The organism is Cellulomonas xiejunii, assembly GCF_024508315.1.
Taxonomy (GTDB): domain Bacteria; phylum Actinomycetota; class Actinomycetes; order Actinomycetales; family Cellulomonadaceae; genus Cellulomonas; species Cellulomonas xiejunii.
The window spans coordinates 4099431-4111929 of sequence record NZ_CP101987.1 but is presented as its reverse complement, the minus strand read 5'-3'; the positions used below and the strand labels follow the sequence as shown (position 1 = coordinate 4111929).

Here is a 12499-nt window from a genome sequence, read left to right as displayed (position 1 = left end):
GTCGCGATCATGACGACGCCCCCGGCGAACTGGTACCCCGACCCCCACGTCCCCGGCCAGGTGCGCTACTGGGACGGTGCGCACTGGACGGAGCACGTCGCCCAGGCTCAACCCCCCGCAGCTGTCTATCCGCAGGCCAACGAGCCCCAGCCGCCAGCGCCCCAGCAGACGCAGTCAGCCGGGGGTCGCAAGATCGGGCTGTTCAACGCGCGCGGCGCGGCCAAGGACCTTGCTGCCGAGAATGCGCAGTTGCGCGCCACCCTTGAGGCCGCTGGCGCCCTCGCCCTCGCCGAGATCCAGCAGCAGACCGCCGCCGCCCAGGCCCAACTGACGAGCCTGGGCGAGCAGATCAACCAGACCCAGCAGCAGCACGCCGCGCAGGTCGCTGCGGCGCGCGCCGAGTTCGGGGCTCTCCAGCAACAGGCCCTGGACGTGCGGCACGCCATCAACCTCCAGGAGTTCGGGCTGTACGACTTCGAGCACCCCGCAGAAGCATCCGCCACCCTGTCCGCCGAACTTGCCCGCGTACGCGCCCAGATCAAGGCCACCGTCTCTGACAAGCGGGCCGTCACCGCCACGTCGAACTTCACGTTCGACGGCTCCGCAGCCAAGGGGCGCAAGTTCGTCGAGTCGATGTCCAGGACGATGCTCTCGGCCTACAACGCTGAAGCCGAGAACGCCATCAAGGCCGTGAGGGCAGGCGGCCTCACCACCGCCCAGCAGCGCCTGACACGAGTGGTCGAGCGCGTCGCGAGTAATGGGTAGATGATCCGCCTTGCCATCACTCCCGAGTACCACGGGCTGCGGATCCGCGAGCTCGAGCTCGCCGCCAGGCACCTGGCCGCCGTCCAGGCCGCCAAGGAGGCCGAGCGCGAGGAGAAGGCCCGATTGCGGGAGGAGAAGCGCGTGGAGGATGAGCTGCGGCGTGCCCGTGAGAAGTTGGACAAGGAGCGGGAGCACTACGCGAACGCACTCGCCGCGCTGCAGGCCCGTGGGGACGAGGCGGGCGCCGCGGAGCTGCAGGCCAAGCTCGCCGAGATCGACAAGTCCATCGCCGACGTCGACTACCGGGCCGCGAATGTCCGCGCCGGCTACGTCTACGTCATCTCCAACGTCGGCGCGTTCGGTCCCGACGTCGTGAAGATCGGCATGACCCGCCGCCTGGAGCCGATGGACCGAGTGCGCGAGCTCGGGGACGCCTCGGTGCCGTTCACGTTCGACGTGCACGCCCTCTTCTTCTCCGAGGACGCGTTCGGCATCGAAACGATGCTGCACCGGCACTTCGCAGACCAGCGTGTCAACCGCATCAACACCCGCCGGGAATTCTTCTACGCCACCCCAGAACAGGTGCTCGAGGTGCTTCGCGAGCACAAGGTCGCCCTGGTCGAGTACACGACCGAGGCCGCCGCCGAGGAGTTCCGCGCCAGCCGCGAACTTGCCGCCGCGGGGGCGTGAGCGGCTGCTTCCATCATCCGCTCGAGATCACCGTAGGCGGCGGCGCGACACCGCATCGAGTCTCGAAGCGTCCCAGATCGCACGCCTCCGGCGTCACGTCGTGCGTCGGGTCAGTACGGGAGCTCGTCGCGTCCCGCTGCCTGCATCATCTGTTCGTACCAGCGCAGCAGTTGAGCCGACCGTGGCCCGTCCACGTGATTGGAGAGCGTGTCTCCTTGGACGAAAAGGCCAGGGAACCTGCGGCCGGGTTGTTGTGCCAGCTGCGCGTTGCCTTGCCAGACCAATCGCTCGAGCGGCTCGAGCGGCCCACCGGTGGGATCCGCCCCTGCCACCCACCAGTCCACCGACACCACCGGGGACTCGAGCCGGTCCATCCGGGAGAGCACGTACCTCTCGATCGTCCCGGGAAGTCGGACACCGTGATCCTCGACGTAGTGCGTCAAGCCCTCCGGCCAGACCAGGACGCCGTCGGTGAACTCGGACGCGCCGTTGTGCTTCCCGCAGAACCGGCACGGGGACATGCCCATGCAGCCGCGCAGGTATGTTCCGGACCTGAAGTAGGAGCTGACCGCGTAGCGGTCGTCTGCGTCCCAGCTCTCGTCGACGAGCTCACGAGGGTCGGGGTAGCCGGGGTGCTCGTCGTTGCGCCAGTAACCGATCAGCCGCAGGTGCACAGGTCCCTCCCTCGCCGCGCGCCGTCGCGACGCGTCCTGGCGCGAGAATGGCACGGCCGGCGCGGTACTGCGGGGAAACGGCATGGATAGTCTGACTAGACCGTCGTCCAAGTCGGTGGGTGCGACTACGCCTCGGGTCGACCTTCGGTCGCGGCGGCAACGCCGCACCCGACGAACAGCGCGTCCACATCGAGCGTGACGTCATCCGAGTGATGCCGATCAACGCCTCGCTCACGCTCCTCTCCGGGCTCGACCTGGACGAGCCCTTGCAGTCCGCGGGCAGGCGTGCGGCTCTCGACGAACTGGCCGGCGCGAAGGCCGTAGGTGACGAACTCGAAGGGGTCGTGCTGGCCCCGTCACGGCAGCACCGCGGCGGCAGTGGGTGCTGGACCTGGAGGGCCCTGACGATCTCGTCCGGTTGCACGGCGCCCTTGTCGCCGCGCGGTTGTCGACAGTGCCGTCATCCTCCCGGTGGTCCTTGCGATCATGTCTCATGCTGATGCTCCGTGGTCGCGCCACGAGATGGATCTCCGACGACTTCCCCGGCTTCGTCGAGATCGAGTTCGATGACAGCGACGGCGTGACCCACCGGTTCGAGGAGAAGGCGGCCGCCGTCGACTCGGGTTCAGCCCTGCGAGCCGGCAGCGGCTTCCCGGTCGACGTCGACATCGCGTGTCGTCCCCATGCCCGGGAACTCCGGGGAGACACGGTCGTCGACGTCGTCGACCTCGCACCCTGGGGCACCGGCGACACCGGCGCGACGTATTCCGTAGCGCGGGAGCTGCTGTCGTGGCGGAGTCCTGCGCTGTACTCGGACCTGTCGGTCAGGGCCCGGCAGGCGGTCGCACTGGCCACCTTCGCCCGCTGGCGCGCGGCCGTGGGTCTGCGCGCTGCGGAGCTCGTGACGCTCGAGGACCACCTCTGGCAGTGGATGACCGTCGACGGGCCGGACGCATTCAGGGGCTGGTACGAGTCGCACCATCTGACCGGTCTCGGCCCGGGCCGGCCGTTCCCGGACCCCGGCCGGGACCAGGTCGCCGCGCTCGGCCTCGATGAGCGCGACGTCCGGGACGCGGTGCGTGCGATCGTCGACATCACGTACGGGGGTCTCTTCGGGGGGATCGAGAGTTGGTGGTCCTTGGCCGAGCTGCAGACGGTCGGGGACTTCACGGCGCGGCACGGCGTCCCGCTCGCACCTGCGGCGAGCTTCCTCGACAGCCTGTGGATCGACGGCGACTGGGGTCGACCCGATGCTGACGTGGTCGCTCGATGGCGGGCAGCACGCCGCGAGAGTTCGAGTGGAAGGGGACTCGTGTGACCGTCGAGCACGACCTGCCATGGACGTCCACCGGCGACCGCTTCGGCGGTGCCTCCAGGTCGCTCTGGGTGTCGCAGGGTGGGGTCGACGAGCCGGGTGCGGTCGGCGCACTCGACGAGGAGGCGGTGGCTACGGCCCACCGGTCGCGCGAGTTGCACCGAAGCCTGGCGCACCCCGCCGCAGACCTTGTACTAGCCGGACGCCGCGGTGCTGGACCCGGCCATCGGACCAGGCCCGCCAGATCGTCGAGGGCGTTGGCCCCGCGTCGGGTGCGTACGTCGTCGGCCAAGAACCCCGGTTCCTACTTTGACTGAGCCCACCCGCGTGGGTGCGCTCGGTCAAAGTACGCCGCTGCGGGGCGGTCAATCTGTCGTGCATCTCGACAACCGACATGTCGTCTCGAGATGCAAGATAGGTTGAAAATCGGGGCTGGATGCTTTACGTACGGCAGGGCAGCAGGCGGATGCGCCGCGCGGTCGGCAGGCTCGGGCGCACTCCCGACGCCCCGTCCTGTCGGCCGACTCGCTGAGGTCCCGGTGGGCGCTGGCGAAACCGCGACGGCGCTCGTACACGTGACCTTGGCACTGGCGCAGCGCTGTCTCCGCGCCCGGGTCATAGGTCCGACCATCCTTCGTGACGACCTCGGCCTCTCCCCGCGTCCACAGGTAGCAGTCGGTCAGGACGTTGACCACGGTCGCTGACTGCCAGCCGCGGAGCAGCGGCACCAGCTCAGCCAGCAAGCGGGCGCCGGCCACCATCGCCGGGTACGGAGTACCGCTGTGGTTGTGGCCGAGCGCGTCCATGATCCGGTTGTACGCGTCATCTGCGTCGGACTTGCTCCGCACTCCCGCGATGCACGCGAAAGCAGCGGGGACACTCGACGCCCGGTAGTCCCACAGGCGGTCCTGCGGCTGCACATCCCAGAGTGCCCAGTCGATCGCTTCGGCTTCCGCCAAGATCGCCGGCACTGTCCGCACGATCCGAGCCTATGCCTCCGCCGCTGCCACCAAGGTGAACGGTCGGGTCCGATCGGCGCGGGCGGCGCTCTGACGTTCAAGGTTGCCCGCCCCGACCAGGGCACTGCCTCGTCCCGAGGTCCGGTGACCGGCGGTACGCGGCGTGTCCCGGTCACGGGCCGGATCGGCTCCTGGCGACGGTCGACGGGGCCACCATCACGACCGTCGGCGTGGTCGTCATCCCTGATGAATCGTCAGCCTCCAGCCGGCGACCAGCCAGTTCCCTCCACAGGTAGCCACGACCTACCAGGCGGGCGCCCGCCGCCGCCCTCGGGTCGGACGTCGTCGGCGGGCCTGAGCCCCGTGACCAGACCGCTCGGGCGGCCCATCTGGAGTGCCGCCTGGAAGCCGCCGAGGTCGAACAGCAGGTCGACCGCGGCGCAGGCGAGCCGCTCGGCGGTGCCGCCGCCGCCCACGGCCCGCTCCTCGTCCCGCAACCCGCGGGCGCGCGCGGCGACCACGAGGGCGAGGACGGCGGGCCCTGCCAGCAGACCGGCACCCCGGCTACGCGGTGCCAGCGCGATGCCGGCGAGGGCGGCCGTCGACGCGACCGTGAAGGCGTTCAGCACCGGTCGACGGTGATGCGGGTGGACGCTGCACACCCACTGCTCCGAGCGGCCGTAGCCGTGGAGCCGCCTGGCTGCCGTGGCGAGGGACTCCGTGATGGCGTGGTCGTGGAGGACGACCGCGTCGGGGTCGCACACGATCGTGTAGCCGGCGTCGGTGATCTTGATGCCGAGGTCGCAGTCCTCGCCACCGACGATGTCCAGGCTCTCCGACGGGAAGCCGCCCACCTCCTCGAAGACCTCCCTGCGCACGACGAGGTTGGTCGTGGTCGCCCACGTCACCTTCGCGGCCCTGCCCGGACGCTCCAGGTCGTCGTTGATCAACCTCGACCACCGCATGATCCGGCCGCCTCGCGTCCGACCGTGATCCACGAAGGTGGGGCCCGAGACGCCCCCGACCGTGCTGTCCGCGTCGCGCAGCGTCGTGACGTGACGCTTGAGGACGTCGGGCGACACCCGGCAGTCGGAGTCCGTGAACAGGATCAGGTCGTACCTGGCCTGATCGACCCCCAGATTGCGCTTGGCGCCGACGTGGCGGGGACCGGGCACGTAGCGGGCACCCAGCTCACGGCAGCTCACGCGGTGGGCCTCGGCGTCGTCGGGCTCCGAGTCGTCGACGACGACGACCTCCGCGGGCTCCGGACTGTGCTCCATGGCGGTGCGCAGTGACGCGAGCTGTGCCCGCATCAGCGGCACCCGGCCCTTCACCGGAACGACGACGGATATCCCTCGCTGTGACGCCACGCTGGACACACCCTCCTGGGCCGATGAGACGTACTGGCAGGAGGGCGTCACGATACTTCACGGGTCGGTGCTGCTGCGCCGTCGGTGACGAGCCGATCGGCTCCGCGGGCCACCGGTCAGGAACGACCTTTCCGTGATCAACATCGCTTGTGGCGCCCCGCACGTCTCTAGGGCTAGTATGACCCAGGTTGTCCGAAGCGTGACACGCTGAGCTTGCCGACCGCGCTCCGCTGTCGGTGTTTTGCAGGGGTGATCGATCACGTTTGAGTGGACATTTCGTCCTGTGTACCATGCCCGTCGATCGAATGTGTGCCAAATTGTGAAGACGAACTTCGACGAGCCATTGATCACCGGTGACGACATCACGGCGATCATCGCCGAGTGCATGGCGTTCCAGGGAGCAGAGGGTCGGGTCGACTACGACACCGAGGTGCTGATCGACTCGGTCAGCTTCATCTGGCTCCAGCACGTGCTCGGGTTTCGGTTCAGATATGACCTGCAGCCACCGGACAGCGATGTCATCCAGACGTGGGACTCGGCGCGGTCCGTCCATCGCTACCTCGCCGGGCTGAGCCCGGATCGCGTGGTGGCCGCGAGCTGACGAGCGGCCCGCGGGTGGCCGCGCGCCCACCCGCACGGCTGGTCCAGCACTCGCGCTTCCAAGGGAGAAACACGTGTCGCACGGCGTTGTCGTCCTCTGTTGTCGTGATCTCGTCGTCAGTACGGCCCGCGGGTCCGGACATGACCGCGGATCGACCCGTCAGGTTCCGTCGTCCCAGGTCAGAGAGGCGAGCCTCCGTGCCTGAGCAGCCCTTCGCCACCGCCCTCGACCCTCGGTTCGAGGGCGCGCTGCGCGAGTGCCTGATCGGGCTCGTCGGCCCCGACGGCGTCCTCCAGCACGACACCGACCTGGCCGCCCTGGGCATCGACTCGCTCACCGTCGTCCGGCTCATGGTGACGATCGAGGACACCTTCGAGGTGACGATCCCCGACGACCTCATCGGGTTCGAGATCTTCTCCTCGCCCGGCGTCCTGTGGGATGTCGTCTCCGGCCTCCTGGAGGAGTCGGATGCCGGCTGAGGACCTCGGCGCGATCGTCGGCCGGGTGCGCCTCGTCCCCGACCGGTACCGGATCTTCGACAAGAACGCGTCCACCGCTCTTCGGATCTACCGGCTCGACGCGTCGCTGCTGACCGAGCTGCTTGATCTCGGATTTCCCCACGACGTGTCCGGCGGTGAGCTCTTCTTCGACGACCTGGACCTGGCGAACGTCTCCCTCGCCCTGCGGCTGCCGTCGCCCCGCTACCTCGCGATGCGGCGGTGGCCGGAGATCTTCCGGACGGTGGGGGACGGCAGCCCGATCAGCTACCAGGTAGAGGTGTCCGCCGAATGCGGCTGGGCTGAGCCCCGGCACGCGTGCGAGTTCCAGCGCGCGGCCGAGCTGAATGCTCTCGGTGCCGATGCTGGCCCGTCGCACCAGAAGTTCATGCTGCAACGCGAGGTCGGGGGCACCGGCCGAGCCCAGAATGCTCCCGACGGGCTGGACGTGCTCTTCGCCGAGGTGTCGGAATTCCGTTTCCACATCCTCCCCCTGGCGCTCTACGGCGACCTGTCGTTCGTCGCCGAGACCTCGCTCGCCAACTGCGAGCTGGCCAGCCTCCACCTGGCACGGCGGGCGACCGAGGAGGGGTGGGAGGCGCGTCGCAGCTTCGGGTTGCTGGTGTCCAGCCCCTACTCGCTCCCGCACTTCTGGCCCGAGGTCAGGCTCGGCGGGGCGTGGACGGCCTTCGACCCCCACATGATCAACAGCCTGGTCCGCTGGGACCTGCTGACACCGTCCGAGGTCCCCACCGCGCAGGCGATGAGCTCTGCCGTCCTGCGCCTCGCGGACGAGTGGGTCGACCTCGTCCAGGACGCGGGACGCGCAGCGCCGGTGTCCCTGCTCACCCGGCGCCGGCCCGGGACGGCGCCCGCCCTGAGCAGCGCCGGCCCGGTCGGCGAGGCGACCCCGTGACCGGGCGCCCGACGGACCTGACCGTGTTCGGCACGTGCCCGGCCTCGACGCCGGAGGGTGGTCGGGACTATCTCGACCGGGTCGCGCAGGTCGCGTCCTGGAGCGACGCCGCCGGTCATGACGGGATCCTGATCTACACCGACAACAGGTCCGTGGATCCCTGGCTGGTCGCCCAGGTCGTCATCCAGGCGACCGCCCGACTGGCTCCGCTGGTCGCCGTCCAGTCGGCGTACATGCACCCGTTCACCGCTGCGAAGCTGGTCAACGACCTGGCCTACCTCCACGGCCGACGTGTGGACCTGAACATCGTCGCGGGCGGGTTCGTCGGCGACCTGGTGGCGATGGGCGAGGCGCTGCCCCACGACGCCCGCTACGACCGCGCCGTCGAGTACGCGACGATCATGACGGCGCTGTTCACGTCCCGCGAGGCGGTCACCTTCGACGGTGCCTACTACTCGGTGACAGGTCTGCGCCTGACACCCGCCCTCCCGGCGGAGCTGGTCCCTCGTCTCCTGGTCTCCGGCTCGTCCCCGGCGGGCCTGGCCGCTGCGCGAGCCCTCTCCGCGACCGCCATGGTCTACCCCCAGCAGCCCGAGCAGCAGCCACCGGCGGATCCTGCTCTCACCCAGGGCATGCGGATCGGGGTGATCGCCCGCCCGACGGCGGTCGAGGCGTGGGAGGTCGCGCTCGGGCGCTTCCCCGAGGACCGGGCGGGACGGGTGACCCACCGGCTGGCCATGTCGCGCTCCGACTCGCGATGGCACCAGCAGCTCTCGCAGGCCGTCGAGAAGCAGGGCACGTACTGGATGGCGCCGTTCAAGAGCTACAAGACCTTCTGCCCCTACTTCGTCGGCGACTACGCCACGGTCGGGGAGGAGATCGGCCGCTACGTCGACGCCGGCTACACCACCTTCATCCTGGACACCCCTGCCGAGGAGCAGGACCTGAAGCACACCGCAGTGGTGCTGGACATGGCGCGCAGTCGTCTCGGGGGACGTTCATGAGAACTCTGCTCATCGACAACTACGACTCGTTCACCTACAACCTGGCGCACTACATCGGTGAGATCAGCGGGACCGAGCCCACGGTCATCCACAACGACGAGCCCGGCTGGCGTCCCGAGCACCTCGACGAGTTCGACAACGTGGTGATCTCCCCAGGCCCCGGGACGCCGGGCGTGCCAGCCGACTTCGGGATCTGCCGCGACGTGATCTCGACGGGCCGGATCCCGTTGCTGGGCGTCTGCCTCGGCCACCAGGGCATCGCCACGTTCGGTGGGGGATCGATCGCGCTCGCTCCCGAGCCCCGGCACGGTCGTCGGTCCCCGGTCCTCCACGACGGGACCGGGCTCTTCGCCGGCATCCCGTCGCCGCACGAGGTCGTGCGGTACCACTCGTGGGTCGTCGACACCCTCCCTGACGACTTCGAGGCGCTCGCCTGGACGTCCGACGGCGTGCTGATGGCGCTGCGGCACCGTCACCGACCGCAGTGGGGCGTGCAGTTCCACCCCGAGTCCATCGCGACCGAGCACGGGCATCGGCTGCTGGCCAACTTCGCGGAGCTCAGCGCGCAGTGGAACCGTCGGAACCGCCGACCCGCTCGACCCCAGCCCCGGCGAGCGGCCGTCCCCGCCCTGCCGGCCACCGAGGCGCCGACGACGTACCACCTCCTGGTCGAGGAGCTCGCGACACCGTGCGACGCGGAGCAGGTCTACGAGAAGCTCTTCTCCGACCAGCCGTTCGCGTTCTGGCTGGACAGCAGCCGCCCCGACGCGCGACTGGGTCGCTTCTCGATGATGGGGTCGGCGGACGGCCCGCTCTCCCAGGTCGCCACCGCGGACGTCGCCGACGGGACCGTCACCGTGCGTGCCAGCGGGCGCTCGCGCACCGAGGTCCGGCCGTTGCTGGACTGGTTGGACGACCGCCTGCGCTCTGCCGAGGTCGTCAGCGGTGGCGACCTCCCGTTCGACTTCCGGGGCGGCTGGGTCGGTTACCTGGGCTACGAGCTCAAGGCCCAGTGCGGTGGTGAGTTGCGGCACCGCGCCGAGCAGCCCGACGCCGCGCTGCTGTTCGCGGACCGGTGCGTCGTCCTCGACCACAGCACCTCCACGACGTACCTGCTCGCCCTGCACCTGGGCGACGAGGTGCCGGCGCAGCAGTGGCTCGCGGACACCCGCGAGCGCATCCACGAGTCGACGGTCGCCGTGCGACGTCCGACGGGGGAGCCGACGGGCATCGACGCGCGCCTCTCCTTGCGCCACGGCCGGGACGGCTACCTGGAGCTCGTCGAGTCCTGCCAGCGCGCCATCGCCGCCGGTGAGAGCTACGAGATCTGCCTGACCAACATGATCGAGGTGGACTGCGCCCTCGACGCGTGGTCGGCCTACACCCGGCTGCGTCGGGACAACCCGACACCGTTCGGGGCCCTGCTGCGGCTCGGGGAGCTGTCGGTGCTGAGCACCTCCCCGGAGCGCTTCCTGCGTGTGGACGACGAACGCCGGCTCGAGGCTCGCCCGATCAAGGGCACCCGGCCCCGCGGCGGGTCGGCCGAGGAGGACCGGGCGCTCCGGGCGGACCTGGCCTCCTGCGAGAAGGACCAGTCCGAGAACCTCATGATCGTCGACCTGCTCCGCAACGACCTCGCCCAGGTCGCGACGACCGGCTCGGTGAGCGTGCCCAGTCTGTTCGCGGTCGAGACCTACGCGACCGTCCACCAGCTGATCAGCACCGTGACGGCACGGCTGCGTTCCGACCGCAGCGCGGTCGACTGCGTCCGCGCCGCCTTCCCGGGCGGTTCCATGACCGGCGCGCCCAAGCTGCGCACCATGGAGATCATCGATCAGCTCGAGGACGGACCCCGCGGGATCTACTCGGGTGCGATCGGGTACTTCTCGTTGTCCGGGAGCGTGGACCTGAGCATCGCCATCCGCACGCTGGTCGCGCAGCCCGGGCGCGTCACCTACGGGGTTGGCGGTGCGATCGTGGCCATGTCGGACCCGGTCGCGGAGTTCGAGGAGACGGTCGTCAAGGCCAGCCCGCTGCTCTCCCTGCTGGACACGCACTTTCCCGAGTACGTCACCTCGTCCGTGGGCGCGACCTCGCAGGAGACGCGATGATGCTCTACCAGCGGTTCGACGCCGCAGCGACGCGCGACGGGAGCCTCACGGCCCTCGAGATCGACGGCACCCGCCTCAGCTACCGCCAGCTGGCCGACATGGCGGAGGCGCTCGCAGCGCAGGTCCTCGCGGAGTCGCCCGTGGTGCCGCGCCGGATCGGTCTGCTGGCGGCGCGCAGCGTGTCCGCCTACGTGGGTTACCTCGCCATCCAGCGGCTGGGACGGTCCGTCGTCCCCCTCAACCCGGCGTTCCCGGAAGCGCGGACGCGCTACATGCTGAGGGCTGCGGACGCCGGCCTCGTGCTCGCCGCACCCGGGACCGACGCTGGGCGGTACGACGGCGTCCAGGTGGTGATCGCGGACCCGACCACGTTCGGGGGTGGCTCACCCGCGACGCTGCCACCGCTGCTCGACGAGCCCGAGGCGGAGGCGTACCTGCTGTTCACATCCGGCTCGACGGGCGCTCCCAAGGGTGTGCCGATCCGTCAGGCCCACATCTGCGCCTACCTGGACACGATTCAGGACAAGTACGGCCTCGCGTCGGGAGCTCGCTGCTCCCAGTGCTTCGACCTGACCTTCGACCTGTCCGTGTTCGACCTGTTCGCGGTGTGGTCGGCAGGTGGGACGGTGGTCGTGCCCACCCGCAACGACCTGCTGCGGCCGGTCCGGTTCGTCACCGACAGGAGTCTGACCCACTGGTTCTCGGTGCCGTCGGTGATCAGCACGGCGCACGCCGGCGGACGGCTGCTGCCGGGCAGCATGCCGTCGCTGCGCTTCAGCCTGTTCTGCGGGGAGCCCCTCACCCGGCAGCAGGCCCGTGCCTGGAAGGACGCCGCACCTCGGAGCTCCCTCGTCAACCTGTACGGACCCACCGAGCTGACCCTCACCTGCAGCGACTACGTCCTGCCCGCGGACCCGGACGACTGGCCGGTCACCGCCAACGGGGTGCTGCCCATCGGGGTGCCGCACCCGGGGCTGGACCACGTCGTCCTCGACGAGTTGGGCCAGCCGGCCACCGAGGGTGAGCTGTGCGTCCGGGGACCGCAGCGCTTCGACGGATACCTGGACCCCGAGGCGAACCACGGTCGGTTCCACCCCGCGCCCGCCGCAACCGACTCCGACGTCCCGCCGGAGCACTGGTACCGCACCGGGGACCGGGTGACGACCGTGGACGGCACGCTGATCTTCCTGGGACGTGCCGACCAGCAGGTGAAGGTCAACGGGTACCGCGTCGAGCTCGGTGAGGTCGAGGCGGCGCTGCGAACGCTCCCCGGCGTCACCGAGGCCGTCGTCGTCACCGTCGAGGAGAACGGCGGTGCTCTGGCGCTTCACGCGGTCTGCGTCGCGCCGGGCAGTGACCCCGCCGACTTGCGCGCCGAGCTCGTCCGCCACCTGCCGGGCTACATGGTGCCCCGGCGTGTGATGACCGTCGACCGGCTGCCGACCAACGCCAACGACAAGGTCGACCGTCGCGCCGTGGCGGACCTCGTCCGGTCGCCGCTCGGACGCCCGTCCGCCGAGCTGGCCGGTGCGACATCGGGCGCTCGGCCGGAGCGATGACCTGCTCGACCTCGTGCGCGATCCGGTGTCGTCGACCA

12 protein-coding genes are annotated in these 12499 nt (G+C 70.0%); 9 read left to right on the top strand and 3 right to left on the bottom strand.

The window, feature by feature from the left end; genetic code table 11:
- Positions 1-9: 9 nt before the first annotated feature.
- Positions 10-765 (top strand): SNIPE associated domain-containing protein, encoded by a 756-nt coding sequence (locus NP048_RS18950; RefSeq protein WP_227576871.1) that lies wholly within the window; start codon positions 10-12, stop codon positions 763-765.
- Complete coding sequence (locus NP048_RS18945) at positions 766-1455, top strand: GIY-YIG nuclease family protein (protein WP_227576870.1); 690 nt, start codon at positions 766-768, stop codon at positions 1453-1455.
- Between the two features lie 110 nt (positions 1456-1565).
- Here NP048_RS18945 and NP048_RS18940 read toward each other — a convergent pair whose 3' ends face one another.
- Positions 1566-2129, bottom strand: coding sequence for a DUF6959 family protein (locus tag NP048_RS18940; RefSeq protein WP_227576869.1), 564 nt, complete (start codon positions 2127-2129; stop codon positions 1566-1568).
- Between the two features lie 493 nt (positions 2130-2622).
- Between NP048_RS18940 and NP048_RS18935 the strand changes: the two genes are divergently transcribed.
- The gene (locus tag NP048_RS18935; RefSeq protein WP_227576868.1) at positions 2623-3447 is read left to right on the top strand and encodes a hypothetical protein; all 825 of its coding nucleotides are present in this window, start codon (positions 2623-2625) and stop codon (positions 3445-3447) included.
- Between the two features lie 362 nt (positions 3448-3809).
- Here NP048_RS18935 and NP048_RS18930 read toward each other — a convergent pair whose 3' ends face one another.
- Positions 3810-4424 (bottom strand): hypothetical protein, encoded by a 615-nt coding sequence (locus NP048_RS18930; protein WP_227576867.1) that lies wholly within the window; start codon positions 4422-4424, stop codon positions 3810-3812.
- 233 nt (positions 4425-4657) lie between these two features.
- On the bottom strand, positions 4658-5773 hold the full coding sequence (locus NP048_RS18925; protein WP_227576866.1) for a glycosyltransferase family 2 protein: 1116 nt from the start codon (positions 5771-5773) through the stop codon (positions 4658-4660).
- A gap of 319 nt (positions 5774-6092) precedes the next feature.
- Between NP048_RS18925 and NP048_RS18920 the strand changes: the two genes are divergently transcribed.
- From NP048_RS18920 to NP048_RS18895, 6 genes are all read left to right on the top strand, one after another.
- Entirely contained in the window at positions 6093-6374 is a 282-nt protein-coding gene (locus NP048_RS18920; RefSeq protein ID WP_227576865.1) for a hypothetical protein, read from the top strand.
- Between the two features lie 197 nt (positions 6375-6571).
- Positions 6572-6853: a phosphopantetheine-binding protein gene (locus tag NP048_RS18915; RefSeq protein WP_227576864.1), complete on the top strand. Its 282-nt coding sequence runs from the start codon at positions 6572-6574 to the stop codon at positions 6851-6853.
- Positions 6843-7787 carry a hypothetical protein gene (locus NP048_RS18910; protein WP_227576863.1) on the top strand — a complete coding sequence of 315 codons (945 nt, stop codon included), beginning with the start codon at positions 6843-6845 and terminating at the stop codon, positions 7785-7787. Before NP048_RS18915 ends, NP048_RS18910 begins: the two co-directional genes overlap by 11 nt.
- Positions 7784-8791 (top strand): LLM class flavin-dependent oxidoreductase, encoded by a 1008-nt coding sequence (locus tag NP048_RS18905; protein WP_227576862.1) that lies wholly within the window; start codon positions 7784-7786, stop codon positions 8789-8791. The genes NP048_RS18910 and NP048_RS18905 overlap by 4 nt, the downstream gene beginning before the upstream one ends.
- Positions 8788-10902, top strand: coding sequence for an aminodeoxychorismate synthase component I (gene pabB, locus NP048_RS18900; protein WP_227576861.1), 2115 nt, complete (start codon positions 8788-8790; stop codon positions 10900-10902). The genes NP048_RS18905 and pabB overlap by 4 nt, the downstream gene beginning before the upstream one ends.
- A complete protein-coding gene (locus NP048_RS18895) occupies positions 10899-12461 on the top strand; it encodes an amino acid adenylation domain-containing protein (protein ID WP_227576860.1) in 1563 nt (520 codons plus the stop codon). Before pabB ends, NP048_RS18895 begins: the two co-directional genes overlap by 4 nt.
- Positions 12462-12499: the final 38 nt, after the last annotated feature.